16 protein-coding genes are annotated in these 19214 nt (G+C 69.7%); 4 read left to right on the top strand and 12 right to left on the bottom strand.

Annotation, left to right across the window (positions count from 1 at the left end; all coding sequences use genetic code 11):
- Positions 1 to 21 precede the first annotated feature (21 nt).
- Together QMG86_RS18030 and QMG86_RS18025 are read right to left on the bottom strand one after the other, a co-directional pair.
- Positions 22 to 1452 carry an SDR family NAD(P)-dependent oxidoreductase gene (locus tag QMG86_RS18030; RefSeq protein ID WP_281873487.1) on the bottom strand — a complete coding sequence of 477 codons (1431 nt, stop codon included), beginning with the start codon at positions 1450 to 1452 and terminating at the stop codon, positions 22 to 24.
- 89 nt (positions 1453 to 1541) lie between these two features.
- Positions 1542 to 2474, bottom strand: a complete 933-nt coding sequence (locus QMG86_RS18025) for an alpha/beta fold hydrolase (RefSeq protein ID WP_281873485.1) — start codon at positions 2472 to 2474, stop codon at positions 1542 to 1544.
- A gap of 369 nt (positions 2475 to 2843) precedes the next feature.
- Between QMG86_RS18025 and QMG86_RS18020 the strand changes: the two genes are divergently transcribed.
- The 3 genes from QMG86_RS18020 (at position 2844) to QMG86_RS18010 (ending at position 5831) form a co-directional block, all read left to right on the top strand.
- Positions 2844 to 3989: an acyl-CoA dehydrogenase family protein gene (locus QMG86_RS18020; protein WP_281873484.1), complete on the top strand. Its 1146-nt coding sequence runs from the start codon at positions 2844 to 2846 to the stop codon at positions 3987 to 3989.
- Complete coding sequence (locus QMG86_RS18015) at positions 3973 to 4668, top strand: TetR/AcrR family transcriptional regulator (protein WP_281873483.1); 696 nt, start codon at positions 3973 to 3975, stop codon at positions 4666 to 4668. The genes QMG86_RS18020 and QMG86_RS18015 overlap by 17 nt, the downstream gene beginning before the upstream one ends.
- 404 nt (positions 4669 to 5072) lie before the next feature.
- Positions 5073 to 5831 carry a DUF4190 domain-containing protein gene (locus QMG86_RS18010; protein ID WP_281873481.1) on the top strand — a complete coding sequence of 253 codons (759 nt, stop codon included), beginning with the start codon at positions 5073 to 5075 and terminating at the stop codon, positions 5829 to 5831.
- 4 nt (positions 5832 to 5835) lie between these two features.
- Here the strand turns inward: QMG86_RS18010 and ligD are convergent, their stop codons facing one another.
- The 5 genes from ligD to QMG86_RS17985 all read right to left on the bottom strand — a co-directional run bounded on the left by ligD (position 5836) and on the right by QMG86_RS17985 (position 9827).
- Complete coding sequence (ligD, locus tag QMG86_RS18005; RefSeq protein ID WP_281873479.1) at positions 5836 to 6837, bottom strand: non-homologous end-joining DNA ligase; 1002 nt, start codon at positions 6835 to 6837, stop codon at positions 5836 to 5838.
- Positions 6834 to 7919 (bottom strand): ATP-dependent DNA ligase, encoded by a 1086-nt coding sequence (locus tag QMG86_RS18000; protein ID WP_281873477.1) that lies wholly within the window; start codon positions 7917 to 7919, stop codon positions 6834 to 6836. The genes ligD and QMG86_RS18000 overlap by 4 nt, the downstream gene beginning before the upstream one ends.
- Positions 7920 to 8039: 120 nt before the next feature.
- Positions 8040 to 8441: a cold-shock protein gene (locus QMG86_RS17995; protein WP_159849674.1), complete on the bottom strand. Its 402-nt coding sequence runs from the start codon at positions 8439 to 8441 to the stop codon at positions 8040 to 8042.
- Between the two features lie 32 nt (positions 8442 to 8473).
- Complete coding sequence (locus tag QMG86_RS17990) at positions 8474 to 9574, bottom strand: SPFH domain-containing protein (RefSeq protein ID WP_281873475.1); 1101 nt, start codon at positions 9572 to 9574, stop codon at positions 8474 to 8476.
- 19 nt (positions 9575 to 9593) lie between these two features.
- Entirely contained in the window at positions 9594 to 9827 is a 234-nt protein-coding gene (locus QMG86_RS17985; RefSeq protein WP_063020111.1) for an NfeD C-terminal domain-containing protein, read from the bottom strand.
- Between the two features lie 108 nt (positions 9828 to 9935).
- Between QMG86_RS17985 and QMG86_RS17980 the strand changes: the two genes are divergently transcribed.
- A complete protein-coding gene (locus tag QMG86_RS17980) occupies positions 9936 to 12962 on the top strand; it encodes a tetratricopeptide repeat protein (protein ID WP_281873471.1) in 3027 nt (1008 codons plus the stop codon).
- A 24-nt stretch (positions 12963 to 12986) separates the two neighbouring features.
- Here QMG86_RS17980 and QMG86_RS17975 read toward each other — a convergent pair whose 3' ends face one another.
- From QMG86_RS17975 to QMG86_RS17955, 5 genes are all read right to left on the bottom strand, one after another.
- Positions 12987 to 13616 carry a TetR/AcrR family transcriptional regulator gene (locus tag QMG86_RS17975; RefSeq protein WP_281873470.1) on the bottom strand — a complete coding sequence of 210 codons (630 nt, stop codon included), beginning with the start codon at positions 13614 to 13616 and terminating at the stop codon, positions 12987 to 12989.
- Positions 13617 to 13805: 189 nt separating this feature from the next.
- Positions 13806 to 15131, bottom strand: a complete 1326-nt coding sequence (locus QMG86_RS17970; RefSeq protein ID WP_281873468.1) for a pyridoxal-phosphate dependent enzyme — start codon at positions 15129 to 15131, stop codon at positions 13806 to 13808.
- Positions 15132 to 16613: a type III PLP-dependent enzyme domain-containing protein gene (locus QMG86_RS17965; RefSeq protein ID WP_281873466.1), complete on the bottom strand. Its 1482-nt coding sequence runs from the start codon at positions 16611 to 16613 to the stop codon at positions 15132 to 15134.
- On the bottom strand, positions 16610 to 17896 hold the full coding sequence (locus tag QMG86_RS17960) for a heavy-metal-associated domain-containing protein (RefSeq protein WP_281873464.1): 1287 nt from the start codon (positions 17894 to 17896) through the stop codon (positions 16610 to 16612). The genes QMG86_RS17965 and QMG86_RS17960 overlap by 4 nt, the downstream gene beginning before the upstream one ends.
- On the bottom strand, positions 17893 to 19140 hold the full coding sequence (locus QMG86_RS17955) for an aminotransferase class V-fold PLP-dependent enzyme (protein WP_281873462.1): 1248 nt from the start codon (positions 19138 to 19140) through the stop codon (positions 17893 to 17895). Before QMG86_RS17955 ends, QMG86_RS17960 begins: the two co-directional genes overlap by 4 nt.
- Positions 19141 to 19214: the final 74 nt, after the last annotated feature.

Here is a 19214-nt window from a genome sequence, read left to right as displayed (position 1 = left end):
CGGCGGATCGGGGCCCGGCCGCTACCAGGGGGAGGGCTGATAGTCCTTGAGGAAGCAGCCGAACAGATCGGTGCCGTTCTCCCCCTGCACGATGGGGTCGTAGACCCGCGCCGCACCGTCGACCAGGTCCAGCGGCGCGTGGAAGCCCTCCTCCGCGAGGCGCAGTTTCGTGTAGTGCGGGCGTTCGTCGGTGATCCAGCCGGTGTCGACCGCGGTCATCAGAATGCCGTCCTGCTCGAACATCTCCCGGGCGCTCGTGCGGGTCAACATGTTCAGCGCCGCCTTGGCCATGTTGGTGTGCGGATGCCCAGGGCCCTTGTAGGCGCGGGAGAACTGCCCCTCCATGGCCGAGACGTTCACGACGTACTTGCGGCGCGCCGGCGCGGCCGACATCGCCGGACGCAGGCGCGAGACGAGGATGAACGGCGCGACCGAGTTGCACAGCTGCACTTCGAGCAGTTCGGTCGGGTCCACCTCCGCGACGGTCTGCACCCAGCTGTTGGTGTGCGCGAGGTCGGGCACCAGGCCGCCCGCGTCGATCGCCACGCCGCGCGCGATGCGTTCCGGCGTCGCAGATCCCGCGACCAAGGCCAGCTCCGCGACGTCGGCGGCGGTCAGCGCGGGGGTGAGCGAAGCGGTCAGCGCGGTGGGGTGCGCCTGCATGGTCTTGCCGAAACTGACCACCTCCGGCAGCGCGCCCGCGGGCAGCGGTCCCGATTCGGCCTCGACCAGGGCGCTGTAGGCGCCGGGGGAGCGGCGCACCGTCTGCGCGGCGTTGTTGATCAGGATGTCCAGCGGGCCCTGCGCGGCGACGTCGTCGGCCAAGGCGACCACCTGCGCGGGGTCGCGCAGATCGATGCCGACGATGCGCAGCCGGTGCAGCCAGTCGGCGCTGTCGTCCATCGCCGCGAAACGCCGGATGGCGTCGTTGGGAAAGCGGGTGGTGATGGTGGTGTGCGCGCCGTCGCGCAGCAACCGCAGCGCGATGTACATACCGATCTTGGCGCGGCCGCCGGTGAGCAGCGCCCGCCGTCCGGTCAGGTCGGTGCGGGCGTCCCGCTTGGCGTGGCTGCTCGCCGCGCAGTCCGGGCACAGCTGGTGGTAGAAGGCGTCGACCTGGGTGTAGCGCTGCTTGCAGATGTAGCAGGGCCGCGGGCGGATCAGGGTGCCCGCGCTGGCTCCGCTCGTGGTCGAGCTGATCGGAATGCCCGCGGTCTCGTCATCGATCCGGTTCGGCGAGCCGGTCGCGGTGGCGGCGACCACCGCGCGGTCGGCGGCCGAGACCGCCGCGCGCGCTTCGGAGCGGCGGCGCTGCTTGAGCCGTTTGAACATGTGCCCGACCGCGCGCTGGACGGCCACCGAATCCGGATGATCCTTGTCGAGCGCGCCGGCGTGCTCCAGGACCCGAAGACAGGTCGCGAGATCCTCGGGATCGATCATGCTTTCGGCCATCGCGGCAGGGGACATCCTTCATCGAGCTGGGCAGACGACCGGCCCATTGTCGCAAACCCGCCACCCCGCGCTCCGGCGGGGAGGCGCGGTCAGCTGCTGCGCGGGGTGATGGCCGCGCGATCGGCACGCAGATCGTCGACGAAGTTGGCGATCGCCTCGGCGACCAGCAGCGGCTCGGTGATCGGCAACCAGTGATTCCCCGGGACGGCGCAGCGCCACAGCTTGTCGACCCAGCGCGCCGAGGCGTCGTAGATGGCGGCCGGGACGAACGGATCGGTGGTGTCGACCAGCAACTGGACCGGGACGGCCGTCCGCCGCACGCGTGGTTTGCCCAGATGGTGCAGCAGATTGGCGTGTGCGACGCGGGCTCCGGCGACCAGATCGGTACGCCACGTGCGGGCCACGCGCGCGGGCAGCGGTGTGACGCCGCCGAGCCGATGGACGATCAACCCGCGCACCCGCGGGGGACAGAGCCTGCGGGCGATCGGACCGGGTGTCAGCGCCCAGCGCGCGCCGTGCAGCCACCAGCCCAGGTCGCGGAGTTCGCGCCCGGCCCGGGGGGCCAGCGCACGCAACCACAGGCCGAGATGATCGAGGTTCGGTCCGGAGATCGCGGTGAACGAGGCGATGCGGGTGTTGGCCCGTTCGTCACAGACGGCCTCCCACAGCTGAACCGCGCCCCAGCCGTGGCCGCACGTGTGCACCGGCTTGCCCGGGCTGGCGGCATCGATAACGGCGTAGAAGTCCTGCGCGAGCAGGCCCAGGCGGTAGTCCGACACCGCCGCGGGGGCGGTCGAACGTCCGTGGCCGCGCACGTCGTAGGTGATGACCCGGAAGCCGTCGGCCAAGAGGGCCGCGACCGTCGACCAGACGCGGTGGGTGTCGGTGAGTCCGTGCACCAGTACCAGCGGGTCGGCAGCGGCGTCACCCCATTCGTAGACGGCGAGCTCGGCGCCGTCCCGGTCGACCGTCCAGGTGCGGTCCGGGCTGGGCGTTTCGGTGGTGTCGAGCAGTTCGGCCATGTCCTTACCTCGTTCGCTCCGGCTACCGATCCGATGGCACGTCGCCGTCGTGCCCGACGTCAGTAATTAATTCCGATACGGACAGTACGAAGAATTGACCCATCAAGGGAAAGGTAAAACGCCCGAATATGGCGCAGGTCACCACCGGGCTCGTGAGATGGATGCCGAACCGCCGCCGAGTGAGCCCGTGGGCGGCCGGATGCCCTGGGTCCGGGCCTCGAAATCCGCACGCGGGCACCGGCGATCCGGCTCGGCGCCGGGCGGCTCCGGCAGCGGCGCGGACCACTTGTTGACAACTCGCCAATAGTTCGGGAACCTGGGGCGGAACCGGCAGACAGCGCCGGACCGGAGCGAGCAAAGGATCCAGCGATGGCACGCGCGGCGTGGAGTGACGACGAGGTCGAGGCGGTACGCGACCTGGCGAAGACCTTCTTCGAGAAAGAGGTCGTGCCGCACGAGGAGAAATTCGTCGCCCAGGGGCACCCCGATCGCGCGCTGTACAACCGGGCGGGTGAACTCGGCCTGCTGTGCCCCGCCATCCCGGCCGAATACGGCGGTGGTGGCGGTACCTTCGCGCACGAGGCCGCGATCATCGAGGAGCAGGCGCGCGCGGGTGACGGATCGATGGGCATCCCCGTGCACAGTTCGATCATCGCGCCGTACCTCTACGAGTTCGGCTCCGAGGAACTCAAGCGGCGCGTGCTGCCCAAGGCGGCCGGCGGCGAGATCGTGCTCTCGATCGGCATGACGGAGCCCGGCACCGGATCGGATCTGCAGAACATCAAGACCCGCGCGGTGCGCGAGGGCGACGAGTACGTCATCACCGGCTCGAAGATCTTCATCACCAACGGCTGGCTGTGCGACGGCATCATCATCGCCGCCAAGACCGACCCGACCAAGGGCGCGGCCGGCGTCTCGCTGATCTTCGCCGAAGTCGGCGACGACACCCCCGGCTTCAAGCGCGGACGCATCCTCGACAAGATCGGCGGCAAGGCCCAGGACACCGCCGAGTTGTTCTTCGACGGCCTGCGGGTGCCCGCGTCCAACCTGCTCGGCGCCGCCGAGGGCCAGGGCTTCTACCAGATGATGCAGATGCTCGCGCAGGAGCGCCTGGTCACGGCGATCATCGCGGTCGCCATGATGGAGAAGGCCGTACAGCTCACCGTCGACTACACCAAGGGCCGCGAAGCGTTCGGCAAGCCGCTGTTCGCGATGCAGAACACGAAGTTCGAGCTCGCCGAGTGCGCGACCATCACCAAAGTCTCCCGCACCTTCCTCGACGACTGCATCGACAAGCACCTGCGCGGTGAACTCGATATTCCCAGCGCCGCCATGTCGAAGTACTGGCTGACCGATCAGCTCGGTATCGTGGTTGACCGCTGCCTGCAATTGTTCGGCGGCTACGGCTACATGACGGAGTATCCGATTTCCCAGCTCTACACCGGCGCCCGCGTCCTGCGCATCCTCGCGGGCAGCAACGAGGTGATGAAGGATCTCATTGCCCGGTCTCTCTGACACCACCAGCGCGACCGCGGACGGTGGCGCCGATCCGGCGCTACCGCGCCGCCGCAGGCTCGAACCCGACGAGCGGCGCGCGCAGATCCTCGCCTGCGCGATCGACATGTTCGGCGAACGCCCGTACGCGGCCGTCTCCACCGCCGAGCTGGCGCAGCGGGCGGGCGTGGCCCGCGGTCTGATCAACCACTATTTCGGCAACAAGCGCGATCTCTACCTCGCGGTGGTGCGGCGCATGGTGACGCTGCCCAAGCTCGACGACATGATCGTGCCGACCGGCACCTGGCGCGAGCGTGTCGACGCCAGTGTGCGCTGGCTGCTGGACACCATCGCCGAACACGGCAGCACCTGGGTGAAGGTGACCAGCCACGAAGGGGTCGGTGACGATCCGGAGGTGCAGCAGATCCTCGACGCGGCCGACGACGCGGCCGCCGAACGCCTGCTGTTGATGGTCGGACTGGCCCATTCGGCACACGACGCCGAACTGCGCGCGATGGTGCGCGCCTACGGCGGGCTGGTCAAGGTCGCGGGCCGGGAATGGATCACCCGCGGCACGCTCACCCGCGAGCAGGTGCACGAACTGCTGTGCGACATGTTGCTGACACTGGTCACCGAATCGCTGCCCAAGGTCGACAGCAGGCAGTGGCCCGACACCACGGATCACCGCTCGCCGCTGTAGCGGACCGGGCGCAGGCCGCCTGGTTCGTGACCGTGGCGGCCGTGGCCACCGCCGCCACCGCGAGCGCGCACAACACGATGCCGGGCAGATCGAAGTTGTCGCCGAGCAAATCGCCGGCCCTGGCATGCCGGTGCGGGTGTCCCGGCCGCTCGACGTCGCCGTATCGGACATGACGCCTCCTCCGAAGGGCCGCGGTCACGCAGGGGCGCCTGTGGACCAGCATCCGTCTCGGCTAACAGATCCGCGAGCGTTGCGCCGAGTTTGTTATCACGGCCCGATCACAAATATTGGATACTTCGGATCAACTTTTCGCGTCGCGCGCCCTATTCTGTGTCGGTATATCGGGGCGGGTCCGGGCAGTCCGAGGTTCCTGCGCGGTGTGTTGGTGTGGAGAGGGAACCTGAATGACACGGGCAGAACGGCGTGATACGGATCGCTGGCCGCAGGCGCAGCCGGGGGATCGCTGGTCGGAGCCGGAGCCCGACGGCCGCTGGGAGGACGACGAGGACGAGCGCTGGCCCGAGCAGCCGCCGAGCCGTCGCCGGACCGGACGCCTGCGGGTCGAGGTCCCGCCCATCGTCAATCCGTACGCGATCGTCGCCCTGGTGGCGGCACTGCTCGGGTTGTTCCCGGTCGCCATCGTGTTCGGCTTCATCGCCTTCAGCCACCCGCGCGGCCGGGTCATGGCGATGTTCGCGCTGCTGCTGGGCGTCGCGGAGATCACCGCGGTGGCGGGGTTCGTCCTGCTGACGGGCAATTGGCTGCCGGACGTGATGAACCGCCAATCCGTGATCGCGCCCACGCCCGTCGCCTCCGTGCCCACGACCGTCGAGCGTCCGGTGGCGACGACAACGGCGGCAGCGCCGAGCCCTGCCGTGACCACCACCCCTTCGGCACCGCAGGGACCGGTCACGAAAGGTTCGTCGTGCACCGAGGCGCAGCTCGGCCAGATCGGCAGCGCCGCGGATGGGAGCACCCTGATCTGTCTCACCACCTCCGGCGGCTATCAGTGGGCGGGACCGCACGTCGTCGCGACCGCCGTGCAGCAGGCGGGTTCGAAGTGCGACGCATCCGGGCCGAAGACCGGACGCACCGCCGACGGCCGAGCCCTAGTGTGCGAACTCAGCGGCCGCAGCGGCACCTGGGTGTTGTGGACCGAGTAGCGCGCTATTCGGTCTTCTTGGCGCGGCTCGGCTGCACTCTGGGCGGTTCGTTCGGCATCTTCGGATACTGCGGCGGCCACGGCGCGTCCATGAGGCCGGCCGCCATGTCTCGTTCGGACATCTCCAGCAGCGGGGCGATGGACTGGGGCGCGCGGTCGGCCCACGGGTCGCCTGATTCGGCGTAGCGGGCGGGTACGGTCGCGATGGTCAGCTCGTCGGGCACCACCGAATCCAGATCGGACCAGCTGATCGGCGTCGACACCTGCGCGCCGACCTTCGGCCGCACGCACCAGGCCCCGAATACCGTCTTGTGCGGGGCGTTCTGATTGAAATCGATGAAAACCCGGTTGCCGCGTTCTTCCTTCCACCACTGCGCGGTGATGTCCTCCGGATACCGGCGCTCCAATTCACGGGCCAGCGCCACCGCGGCCGCCCGCACCTGATAGCCGTCCCACTTCGGCTCCAGCGCGGAGTACAGATGCAGGCCGCGGGAGCCGGAAGTCTTGATCCAGGATTCGATGCCGAGTTCGGCGAGCAGATCCCTGGTGCGGACGGCGGCGTGCCGCAGATCGGCGAAGGTGATGCCCGGCGAGGGATCGAGGTCGATGCGCAGCTCGTCGGCGATCTCCAGATTGTCGGCCCGGTTGGGCCAGACGTGGAATCCGAGGCACCCCTGGTTCACCGCCCACAGGATATGGGCGAGATCGTGGGCGACGAGGGCGTCGCTGGTGGTGCCGTTGGGCGTGGACACCTCCACGGTGCGCAGCCACTGCGGCGCGGATTTCGGCACCCGCTTCTGGAACCAGGATTTGCCCGATGCCCCGTCGGGGTAGCGCTCCAGCAGCAGCGGCCGCCCGCCGACCACGTTCAGGAAAGGTTCGGCGACCGCCTGGTAATACCGCACCAGGTCGAGTTTCGTCTCGCCGCGCTTGGTGAAATAGACCTTGCCCGGGTTGCTGATCGTGACGGTCCGGCCGTCGGTCTCGATGTCGACGGACTCGGTCATCGCGCCGCGCCTTCGCCGAACAGCGTGCTCAGTTCCGCGGGCGCGACTTCGTCGAGCTGCGCGTAGGTGCACGACTCCGGGGTCCGGTCGGGCCGGAACCGCACCAGCCTGCCGCCGTGGCGCAGCCGCCCCGACTGCACGTGCTCGTAGCGCACCTCGGCGACCAGTTCGGGCCGCAGCGCCTCCCAGGACAGATCCTTGCCGCCGGTCCAGCGGCTGACGCCGCCGGGCATCTTGCCGTCCGCGGCGGCCTGCGCCGCGGCGTCGGCCCAGTCGCGCCACGGGTGGTGGTCCAGCGCGTTCTCCCGCAGCGGCGCGAGTTCCTCGACCAGTTCCGTGCGCCGCGCCGCGGTGAAACTGCTGGCCACGCCGACGTGATGCAGGTGGCCCTCGTCGTCGAAGAGCCCGAGCAGCAGCGAACCGACCCCGGCCCCGTCCTTGTGCCAGCGGAAGCCCGCCACCACGCAGTCGGCGGTGCGTTCGTGCTTGACCTTCAGCATGACCCGCTTGTCCTGGAGATAGGCGAGGTCGTCGGACTTGACCATCACGCCGTCGAATCCGGCGCCCTCGAAACGGGTGAACCAGTCCTCGGCCACGTCGGGGTCGTGGGTGAGCGGGGTGAGGTGGACGCGCGCGAGCGCGGTGTCCAGGATCGTCTCCAACAGCCGCCTGCGCTCGGTGAACGGCGCGCCGGTGAGGTCCTGGTCGCCGAGCGCGAGCAGATCGAAGGCGACGAAACTGGCCGGCGTCTCCGCGGCCAGCTTGGCGACCCGGGACGCGGCCGGGTGCAGGCGGTTCTGCAGGGTGTCGAAATCCAGGCCCTGCTCGGTGACCACTACGATCTCGCCGTCCACGACGCAGCGCTCGGGCAGCGCCTGCTTCAGCAACTCGGCGACCTCGGGAAAATACCTGGTCAAGGGCCGGTCGTTGCGCGAGCCGAGTTCCACCTCGTCGCCGTCGCGGAACACGATGCAGCGGAAGCCGTCCCATTTCGGTTCGTAGCTCAGGCCCGGCTCGCGGGGCACCGCGGGCGCGGATTTGGCCAGCATCGGCCGCACTGGCGGCATCACCGGTAGGTCCACGCGATCCTCCTCGGGTTCGATCCTCACCCATACCGACGGCGCGCGCGAAGCGAACTCATCGGTATGCGGCCGCGGCTCGATCGTAGGCGTGGGCCCCGACAGGATCGTGGAACCCGCCGCTCAGTTCTCCAGCCAGCCGTGCTGGTCGGCGAACGCGGTGAGCCGGTCGCGAATGGTGAGGATCTCGCCCGCGGTGAGCGCGGGGCTGGCGTCCAACAGCAGCTCGGTGATCAGGCGCTTATGCTCGGCGACGGTGAGCTGTCCGGAACCCGTCCGGTCCTTTCCCTTGTGCCGTGCGGGCGGCGCGGGCGACCCGCCGACCACCGTGAGGTTCACCGCCTTGGGACCGCGGTCGCCTTCGGTCACCTCGAATTCGAACACCCGCCCCTGCCGCAACTCGTCCTCGTCCAGGCCGATGTCGTTGACGTGGACGAACACGTCGGGCCCACCGTCCTCCGGCCGAATGAATCCGAATCCGCGAGAGCTGTCGAACGACACCAATTTCCCGATGGACACCAACACCCGCTCCTCGTCGCCGTCGCTACCCGGCAACTTTAACTCGCGTTTTCGCCGTCGTCGGAGGAAAGAGCCTTTTGCAACGAATGGAAAACGGTCAGTCCCTGACCGACCATTCCGTTCACCAGTTCGCTCACTCCGTCGGGTCCGTTCAGCACGGTCAGATTCGCGTTCGCCAACCCGTTCGACGCCTGCCGCACGATTTCGGGAAGTTGTTCGATCAACAACTGATCCAGCGCGATCCGATTGTTCGACGCGGCCGCCGCGGCCTGGATGCGGGTGCGGTCGGCCTCCGCCTCGGCCAGGATGCGCACCCGATCCGCTTCGGCCTGAGCGGGTTTCACGACCTCGGCCTGCAATTGCTGCTCCCGCAGCTCGGCCTCCTTGCGCGCCTGCTCGGCCTGGGCGGTGAGCACCTCCTGCAGCGCCATCGCCTCGGCGAGCGGGCCCGCCTGCGCGGCCTCGGCGTTGGCCTTGTCGATATCGCGCTGGTATTGCGCGCGCAGGATCGCCGTCTCGCGCTGATATTCCGCCTGCCTGCGCTGGGATTCCTGCTCGGCCTGCGCCGCCGCCTGCGCGGCCTGCGATTGCGCGATCTGCGCGTCGCGCTGCACGGCGGCATTGTGCGGCGCGGCCAGGGCGGCGATATAGCCGAGGTTGCCGTCGTCGATGGACTGGATCTGGAAGGAATCCACCCACAGGCCGATATTGCTCATCTCCACTTTCGACGCGACGAGCACTTCGTCGGCCAGTTTCTGGCGCTCCCGGATGATCTCCTCGACCGTCATCGAGCCGACGATCGAGCGCAGGTGCCCGGAGAAGATGCGCCCGGTCAGCACCGACATCTCCCGCTCCTGCTCGGAGAGGAACCGCTGGGCGGCGTTCACGATGGACTGGGTGTCGTTGGCCACCTTGAACGCGATCACCGCGCGCACGTCGAGCTGGATGGCCTGCTTGGTGACGCACCGCTCCTTGATCTCGGATTCGAACATCGCCAGCGACAGGTAGCGCACCTTGCGGAACAGTGGAACCACCCAGGCGCCGCGCCCGATGATCACCTTGAACGGCGCGTTGTCCCGGCTCTTGCCGCCGCTGACCAGCATCGCCTCGTCCGGGTCCGGCACATGGTAACCCAGCACGTCTGTCTCCCTTACTGTCTCAGGTTTCTCCGGCCGGATCCGGGGTGAGCGGAATCCACGGGACGACGTCGACGACGCGCCCCGGATGGACCGCGATGACCAGCACGGCCGCACCGGCCGGAATCGGCTCGGTGGACTGTGCGATGTACAGCTCGGTTCCCCCGCGAATCGCGACCAGGACCTCGCTCAGCGTCCCGGCACCTCGGATCGGCGATGTGAGCGTACCCGTCAAACCCACCACGGGGTCGGTCATCCCGCGATCTCCTTCTTCCGGCTCCCCGACCGTCACCCTACGTCCCGCACAGCGTCTTTCGATATCGGCCGGGGAGGACGGCCGCGACGGCGCGGGTATGTTTCTTGCATGGGAGGTCGGCTGGCGCTGGTGGTGGGGTCGGAATGCGCAGCGCTGGGGAAATTGGGTTTCACCGACGAACTCGCCCAGGGTCTGTACGGAAGCCTGACCGAAGCGGGCGGCTGGCGGCCCGCGATCGACCTCGACGGACCGGTGCTCAATCCGACTGTCCCGCAACTGATCGCCGCCGTGGACGCCGCGTTCGAGGCGGCGTCGCAGCGGCAGGCGACCCTGCTGCTCGGCTTCATCGGGCACGGCGTCGCGACGACCTCCGAGGACTTCTACCTGCTCGGCCACGATTCCCCCGCGGATCCCACCTCGCACAACGCCTTTCATCTGACCCAGGAGATCCGCGAGCGGCTCGACCGCGCCGCGCTGGACGGGCTGGTGCTGCTCGTCGACGCCTGCGAGGCCGGACAGGGCGTGCAGGGGGCCGCGCGCCGGTGGACCGATCTGCTGGCGCAGTCGGGCGGCCGGATGGAGCTGCTGGTCGCCTCGGGTGACGGGCCCGCCTACTCCGGATGTTTCACCCGGACCATGCTGGCCACCTTCGACCTGGGCCTGCCGCTGCGCGGCGAGAACCTGCTGCCGTCGGACCTGGTCGATCCGATCGCCGCGCAGTGCACCCACCAACAGCCGCAGCATCTGTCCTTCAGTTCCGGCGCGGTGTCCACCACGCAGGGCGTCGACCCCGGCCTGTGGCTGGTGCCGAACACCGCGCGGCATCGCGACGCGGTGAGCGGGCGTTCCGCGGCCGGGTTCGTCGACCAGCTCACCCGGAGCCTGCTGCTGACGCCCGATGTGCGGGAGCATCTGGACGCGATCGTCGACGCGGGCAGCCACCGGCTGCGGGCGGTGCTTGGCTCGGCGGGCGTGGGGAAGTCCACGCTGCTGGCGATGCTGATCCGTCCCAGCCTGGTCGACGGGCTCGCCGTCACCCCCGACTACATCACCGCCGCGGTGTTCCTGACGGTCAACAGCTCGGTGGAGTCGGTCGCCGCGGAACTGGCCGCACAGCTCGACGCGCGCCTGCCCGGCTTCCCGGAAGCGGCGCGCGCGGCGCGGGCGCATCGGCCCCGCGACGAGTTCGACATCTTCGACATCCTGGTCCGCCGCCCCCTGGCGCGCCTGTCCACGGCCGGACGCCGGGTCACGCTCGTATTCGACGGACTCAATCAGCCGCAGGAGGGGACCAGGCGGTTGCTCGTGGCGGCGATCGCCGATCTGACCCGCCGCGAAGACCTCCGGCACGTGCGGGTGATCGTCGGCATCCGGCCCGGGACCGGCGTCGAGGACGACCCGGGGCTGGCGCACATGTACCGCATCGATGTCGCCGAACCGGCGGCCGACGACATCGCCGCCGTGGTGGACTCGGCGCGCGGAACGGCGCCGGTCGGCCCGGTCGACTGGATCGGCTGGATCCAACGGCTGCTGGCCGAGACGCCGACCGACGCGAGCGGTTCGCGCGTGGTCTCCGGCGGCTGGCTGGTGGCGCGCATCCTGCTGGAGGTCGCGTCCGGGTTGACCGACGGCGCGGTTGCCTCCGGGATCGGCCTGGACCGGGTCATCGCGCTGCGGGTCGAGACCGCGCTGCGCGGGGTGGACCCCGCGACCGCGAGTGACACGGCGGCTCTGCTCGGACTACTGGTCGCGGCGGGTGTCGGCCCCGTGCTGCCGCTGGAGTTGCTGGACTCGGCGCTGTCGTCGCTGGGCGTCGACCTGAGCGCCGCCCGGATCCGCGACATCGCGGTGAATCTCGGCGCGTTGGTCACCCGCAGTCATCCCGGTACCGTTCGCGAGTCGCTCGGCGTGACCCACAGCGCGTTCCTGGCCGCGCTGGCCGCGGAATGCCACCGTCTCGGCGTGCGCATCGCGGACGCGCACCGCGCCTTGGTCGCGGCGATCCAGGCCGACGACACCGACCGGGCCGCCGATTACGCGCGGGGCGCGGCCGTGCGCCACTGCCTGGCCTACGGTGACTCCGCCTTGGCGATCGACTTCCTGATGAAACTGGAAACCGGCAGGTCGGCCGACGATCGCGATCTGTGGGCCGCGTGGGCGCCCGACTTCGTCGAGGCGCTGGGGCCGGACCATCCCGACACCTTCACCACGCGGCAGCGGCGGGCCTATCACCGCGCCGAGAGCGGCGACCTGGTCGGCGCCGTCGCCGATTTCGAGCACTTGCTCGCCGACCGGTTGCGGGTGTTCGGTGCCGACGACCCGGTCACCTTGGCCACCCGCGAGAACCTGGCCGGCTACCGAGCCCGCTGCGGTGATTACTCCGGCGCAGGCGCGGAATTCGAGCAACTGCTCACCGACCAGCTGCGCCTGCTCGGCCCCGACCATCCCGAAACCCTGCGCACCAGGAACAATCTGGCGTCCAACCGCGGCGACGTCGGCGATTTCGCCGGGGCGATCACCCGATTCGAGCGGCTGCTTATCGACCGGGCCCGTGTGCTGGGCGCCGACCATCCGGACACCCTGCGCACCCGCAACAGCCTGGCGTACTGGCGGGCCGACAGCGGTGATCTCGCCGGCGCCCGCGCCGAGTTCGAACAATTGGTGGCCGACTATCTGCGCGTCTTCGGCCCCGACCACCCGAACACACTCGGCGCGCGCAACAACCTCGCGGCGTTCCGCGCGCACAGCGGGGATCTGGCCGGGGCAGGCGCGGAGTTCACCCGGCTGCTCGCCGACCGCCTGCGGGTGCTCGGCCCGGACCACCCCGACACGCTGCTCACCCGCGGGCGGTTGGCCGGATACCGCGCCGACAGCGGCGACCTCGCTGGCGCGATCGGCGACTGGGAGAAACTGCTCGCCGACCGGTTGCGGGTGCTCGGCCCGGATCATCCCGATACCTTCGCCACCCGCAACGAACTCGCGGGCTGTCGCGCCCGGCATGGCGACCTCACCCGCGCGGTCGCGGAACTGGAGGTCTTGCTGGTCGCCGAGTTGCGTGCGCTGGGCCCCAATCACGCCGCCACCATCCGCACCAAGAACACTCTGGCGTACTGGCGCGGCCAGGCCGGGGACTGACCGCTCGGCCGTGCGCGGTGGGAGTCAGGACCGGTAGAGCGAGCGATACACGGTGAGCATCGCGAGGCAGTGCTCGATGATCTGCTCGCGGGTGGCGCGCAGCGAGCCGTTCAGCCACGCCGAGAACATGCCCGCGTTCCCGCTGGCCATGGTCACGGCCGCCAGCCTGCGCTTGACCGGGTCGTCGATGTGGCCGAACAGATGGTCCTGCATGACCCGGGTGAAGACCGGCATCACCGCGAAGGTGGTCTGCCCGAGTCCGGTGCTGGAATACGGCTCGACCAGGAACAGCCGCGATTTGCGCGGGTCGGCGAGCACCTTGTCCACCAGGATCTCCGACAGCGCGCGGTCGCGGGACGGGTCGTCGGTGGCCGCGAAGGCCGTCATGGGCTCCAGGAATTCGTCGGCGACCTGGCGGTAGAGCACGTCCAGCAACTCGTCGCGGCTGGCGAAGCTCTCGTAGAAGTAACGGTCGGTGAGGCCGGCCTTGCGGCACACCGCCCGCATGGTGACCCCGCTCGCGCCCGACTCCCCGATCAGGTCGAGCGCCGCTTCCAGCAGCGTCGCCCGCCGCGTCTCCCTGCGCTCGGTGAGCGTGGTCCCACCCCAGATCCGCGGGCCCCCGTCGTCGTCTGCTTCCTGACCTGTCTGCACGGCCCCACGATAATGCCTGGCGGCACCCCCGACGCCGCCCGCTCCGGCCCCCGGGGTCGTGCCGAAATGGATCCCGCGCCGTCACGGTGTGGTAATCGCCGGTTGCTCGCCACCGGCTATCGCGGTCCGGTCGCTCCGTTGCTGTCGGGCTTTCCCGCCGAGCCGGGGACCTGACGGCACATCCCGGCGTCAACCTCGTTCCAGCGGCAGTCCCGCGTCGCGCCAGGCGACGACGCCCCCGGCCAGACTCGCGGCGTCGTATCCGGCTCGGCGGGCGCGTGCGGCGAACCGCACCGACAGCTCCCCGACGGGGCAGACGAAGACGACGGGGCGCGAGCGCGGGAACGGGATGCCGTGACCGAACATGTCGTCGAGCTGGTCGTCGCGGATGTTCAACGCGCCGGGCACATGCCCGATCCGGTAGGCCATCGCGCCACGGCTGTCCACGATGGTCGGCCGGCCGGTCCGGTCCAGTTCGTCGAGCTGCTCGGGCGACAGCCGCGGCACCGCGGCCAGCTCGGCCTCGGTCGGCGCCGCGTCGCGCTCGGCGCGGCCGAACAATTCCGGTCTGCGCTTCTTGATGTAGGACAGGTAGGGCTCGAGCCGATCGCAGACGATGAACACCGCGACGATCGGGTCGTCCGGATCGATCGCGGACAGATCCAGCGCGGCGAGCGTCTCCAGCGCGGCGGCGTAGCCCGCCCCGCTGGTCGGTCCGGCCAGCACGCCGTACCCGGTGGCCAGGCGTAGCGTCGCGTCCACGGCATCGCCCGCCGACACGGTGACGATCCGGTCGTAGAAGTCGGGCTGGAACAGCCCCACGTCCCACATCTCGGTCTCCGACCGGATGCCGGGAACGAAGTCGGACCGCTCCGAAACCACGGCGACAGTGCGCATTTCGGGATTGTGCTTGCGCAGGTAGGTGGCGGTCCCCCTGGTGGAGCCGGTGGTGCCGAGCCCGCCGATCAGATAGTCGATCCTGGTGATGCCGTCGGCGGCCAGGTCCTCGTGGATCTCGCGTCCGGTGCCGTAATGGTGCGCCTCGATATTCTTCTCGTTGGTGTACTGCGACAGATGCCGGTACGCGCCGGGCTGTTGCGCCATGGTCGACTCGATCACCGAGTAGACGTCGTTCGGCGTGGTCGGGTCGGGGCACTCGGACAGCCCGGGCAGTTCGACGATCTCGGTCCCCAACAGCTGCAACAGATCACGGACTTCGCTCACCTTGATGCGGTTGGTGACCGCGCGCAGGTCGATGCCGTACACCGCGCCGAGGACGCGCAGCGCTTTGGCCGTGTTCCCACTGGACGCTTCGATGAGTGTCTGCCCGCCCGCGCGGATCTCCGCGAGGTCATCGCGCAGCATCGCCCAGGCCACCCGGTCCTTGACCGAGCCGAAAGGGTTGTGCGACTCCAGTTTCGCGTACAGCTCGACGTTCGGCAGTCCGTGCACCGCGGGATCGAGCCGCAGCAGCGGGGTGTTGCCGATGAGTTCGGTGATGTGGTCGTATCGCATTCAGTGCGCCTCGACGGATCGGATCGGGCCGGTGGCAGCATCGGCGGCGTGCGGCGCGACGGGGAAGTCGGGTTCGTACTCCGCGTCGGGGACGATCCGGAATCCGTCCGGCCCCCGGGTGACCGCGAATTTCGCCAGGAGCGGATGCATGGATGCCGTCGCCGCGGACAGGTCCATGTGGTAGGCGGCGGTATTGGGAAACACCACCGTATCCCCCGGCTGGGGTCGAGCGGGCAGCCACACCTTGTGATTGGTGATCAGGTCGCGTTCCAGGCACAGCCGTCCGGCCAGGTAGACGCCGACCGGGCCGGTCGCGTGGCCGTCGCCCGCGCACGGCAGGAGGATCGGATCGACCATGACCTCTTGATCAGCGGGCGTCACCGTATCGCGGCTGAGGTCGACGTGCACCAGCACGCTGCCGTCGGCGACCTCCTTGACGAACTCGACCGTGGCCAGCGTGATGCCCGCGTGGTCGACCAGCGCCTTGCCCGGCTCCAGCCACAACTCCAGCAGATTGTCGCCCGTCACCTGCGCCACCGTGCGCCCGCCGTGCCGCTCCAGCGGGGCGTCGAGCAGATCGGCGAGCATGCGGTCGGCGGGGACGGTGTTGCCGTACTTGTGGAACACCGGTGTGCCGTGCACGGCGCCGCCCGCGACGTGATAGCCGAAGGTGTTGCTGCCCCAGCTCATCGACTCGCCGCGGCCGAGCAGCGATTCGCGCAGCGCCAGCACATAGGCGTCGAACCGTTCGGCGTCGGCGGTGAACACCTGCCGGAACCCGCCGCCGATGTCGAGCACCGAAGGGGTGAGCCCGCGCTCGTAGGCTCGCTCGATCAATCGCAGGCAGGAGTCGATCGCCCGGACGCGCTCGCCGAGGTCACCGGAGTCGAGGTGGAAGGCGAACCCGAGGAAGGCGACCCGCCCGCGCTGTGCCGACAACAAATCGAAAGCCTGCCCCACGTGCGCGAGCGGCATTCCGAACCTGCTCACCTGTCCGGCGTCGAAACCGGAAAGACGCAGCAGCACGGGAACTTCCGCGCCCGGTGCGGCCAGTTCCGCGATGCGGCCCAATTCCCACAGGTTGTCCACGTTGATGGTCACCCCGCGGTAGACGAGGTCGCGCAGGAATGCCTCGCCTTTCGGACCGGTGACCTCGATGCGTGGCGGACCGAACCCGGCGGCGAGCGCGCCGGTCAGTTCGTGCGGCGAGGCGACGTCGATGGCGATGCCCTCGCGTGCGGCGGTGCGGACGAACGCGCTGGACTGATTCACCTTGTGCGCGTAGCAGATGCGGTGCCCGGGAACCCGTCGCTCCAGCACCGCGCGCAGACCCAGCAGATTCTCCGAGTAGACCTCGGGAAACACCAGATGCGCCGGGGATCCGAAGCGCGTCAGCGTCTCTGTCGCCAGACCGGGGGTGTCGAGAAAGGCGCGGACGGCCGGATGCACCTTCGCGGGCAGCGCAGGCGGCCACGGCGTCATACGACGGCTTCCGACGACTCGGTGACCTCGGCTCGCGTCGCGTCGTCGGGGCGTTCCGCGACCGGGTTGTAGCCGCCGTCCCGGATCGCCTCGAAGGCCCGGGCCCGGTTGCGCGGGCTGCGGAACTCGGCCACCACACGCTTGCTGTCCAGGTCGATCTCGACCACGCGGATGTCCATCGACTCCAGCACTCCGCCGATCGTGCGGACGCAGTGCTTGCAGGTCATATCGGGGACGTAGAACACCTGATCCTCGGCGGTGGCGGCCCGGTCGGCGGTGGCTTCGTCGAGTGCGGCGCTCACCTCGGCGACCGCGCAGCGGCCCACGATCGCGGTGAACGTCGCGACGAATCGGTCCACCAACTGCGGGAGGATGCTGAAGTGCCCGTTGTCGAGCTGATGGGGTGTGGCCGCCGGGCAGGCCGGATGGCTGCCCGCGGGCAGCAGCGCGTACTGCCGGGAGATCAGGTCGAGATCGTCGTGGTATTTGGCGATCGCCTCGGCGACCGTCAGTCCTTCGGTGGTCGTGGCGCGCTCCATCACGGTGTGCGCGTCGGCGATGGTGGCCTCCTTCATCGCGCGCAGGGTGGCCACCGTCTCCGCCGAATAGCGCAGCGTGCCGTCGGGCTGCGCGGCGAGGGTCACCGGGATCATGCCCCGCCGATAGGTCGAGGCCTGCAACTCCCAGAACCATCGCGTGGCCACCGCGGCGAAGATCCCGGACGCGCGCAGGGCCTCGGCGAACGCGGCGGCATCGCGGTGCGGGGTCTGGCCGGCCAGCAGCGCGTGCTGGGCAAGCACGCGTCCCGCCGCCTCGATGCCGACCCGGAAGATGTCGCGTGGATCGTGGTCGGTGGTCGTGCCCGCCAGAACGGCGCGTTCGTCCGCTCCGAGTGCCGCGATCCGCGCGGCGAAGGTGGTGTCGGTGTCCAGCTGGCGCCACAGGGCCAGGACGGTCTCGCGCATCGCGATCGGCACCACCGGGCCCAGCCCGCCGGCGCGGAAGTGCCCGGTATTCGGGATACCGTCGCTGTCGGTCCACGCGATCCGGTGCGTCGCACTGGTCACCTGATCCGCGCGGCACGGGCGCATGAACCGCTCCAGATACAGCCGCTGCGAGTAGGTGAGATGGCTCCCTGGCTCGGGTCGCAAAGCGGCACAGGTGAATTCGAATCGGCGATGTGGGGGCGGAGGGACCGGCTCGGTGAACAACCCCGGCTGCGCCAAGTCGGCCAGCACCCTGGACGCGGCCCGCCGGTCGTAGCGGGGGATGTCGTTGCTCACGTGACCTCCTCGGCGATGGTTCGCACGCACGCGACGAATCGGTCGATCTCGTCGGGCGTGTTGTAGATGTGCGTGCTGACCCGCACCGAGCCCGCGTCGTCGGTATCGGCGGGGACGCAGTGCGCGCCGGTGCGCACCAGGAAACCCAGTTCGCTGAGGACGAATCCCGCGTCGGTGGCCGAGATCCCGTCCAGGGTGAAGGAGACGATGCCGTAGCCGACCTCGCACGTCGCGTGCGCCGGGCCTGGCAGGAACTCCAGGCCGGGGACCGGCCGCAATCCCTCGATCAGGCGCAGGGTCAGGGCGCGGTTGTGCGCGGCGACGACGTCGAGGCCGAAGGATTCCAGTACGTCCATGGCACTGCCGAGGGCGAGGATGCCGGGGATGTCGGGCGTGCCGCCTTCCAGCAGCGCGGGCATCGGCCCCGGCCGCAATCCGTCCGGATCCGGCTCGACGCCGGAATTGCCGCCGGGCAGGAACGGCGCCAATCGGTCGTGCACGCGCCGGTGGCAGTACAGGATGCCGGTGCCCGGCGCACCGAACATCTTGTGCGCGGCGAAGACGGCGAAATCCGCGCCCAGCGCGGTCACGTCGACCGGGAGATGCCCGCCGCTCTGCGAGCAGTCGAAGCACAACAGGATGGCGGGGTCGATCCGGCCGCGCAATTCCTCCAGCGTGCTGAGGCCGCCGAAGACGTGATGCAGGTGCCCGGTCGTGATCAGCCGGGTGCGCGGGGTGATCTTGGCGAGGATGTCGTCGGTGTCCGCCTCGCCGGCGGCGGTCACCCGGTAGGGGATCAGGTGGATGCGTCGGCCGAAGCGGGCGAGCAGTCCGCGCAGATGCTGCCACGGATAGACGTTGGACGCGTGATCGCTTGCGTTGTACAAGATCTCGTCGCCGTCCGCGAGCGCCGCCAGGCCCCACGACAGCGCGACGGCGTTGAGCGCGGCGGTGGCGCCCGCGGTGAAGACCACCTCGTCCGGGTGCTCGGCGCCGATGAACGCGGCGGTGCGTTCCCGGATCCGGGCGATCCGCGCGGTGAGGCCGGTGGCCCAGGGGTAGGTGCCGCGGCCGACGTTGGCCGTGCCGTTGCTGTGATAGCGGTGGATGGTCTCGATGACCGGCAGCGGCTTCTGGGTGGTGGCGGCGCTGTCCAGGTAGACCTCGGCGGCGCCGGCCAGCGCCGGGAACATCGACCGCACCGCGGCCGGGGCGAACCGGGAAGGCTCCGCCGTCCGCGTCACCGGCGATCTCGGGGCAGGGGACCGCAACGTGACGCTCCCTTCACCGGGTAACTCGGACGTCACCCACGATACGC

It is taken from the genome of Nocardia sputorum, from assembly GCF_027924405.1.
Lineage (GTDB): Bacteria > Actinomycetota > Actinomycetes > Mycobacteriales > Mycobacteriaceae > Nocardia > Nocardia sputorum.
This window is presented reverse-complemented; position numbering and strand designations above follow the sequence as displayed.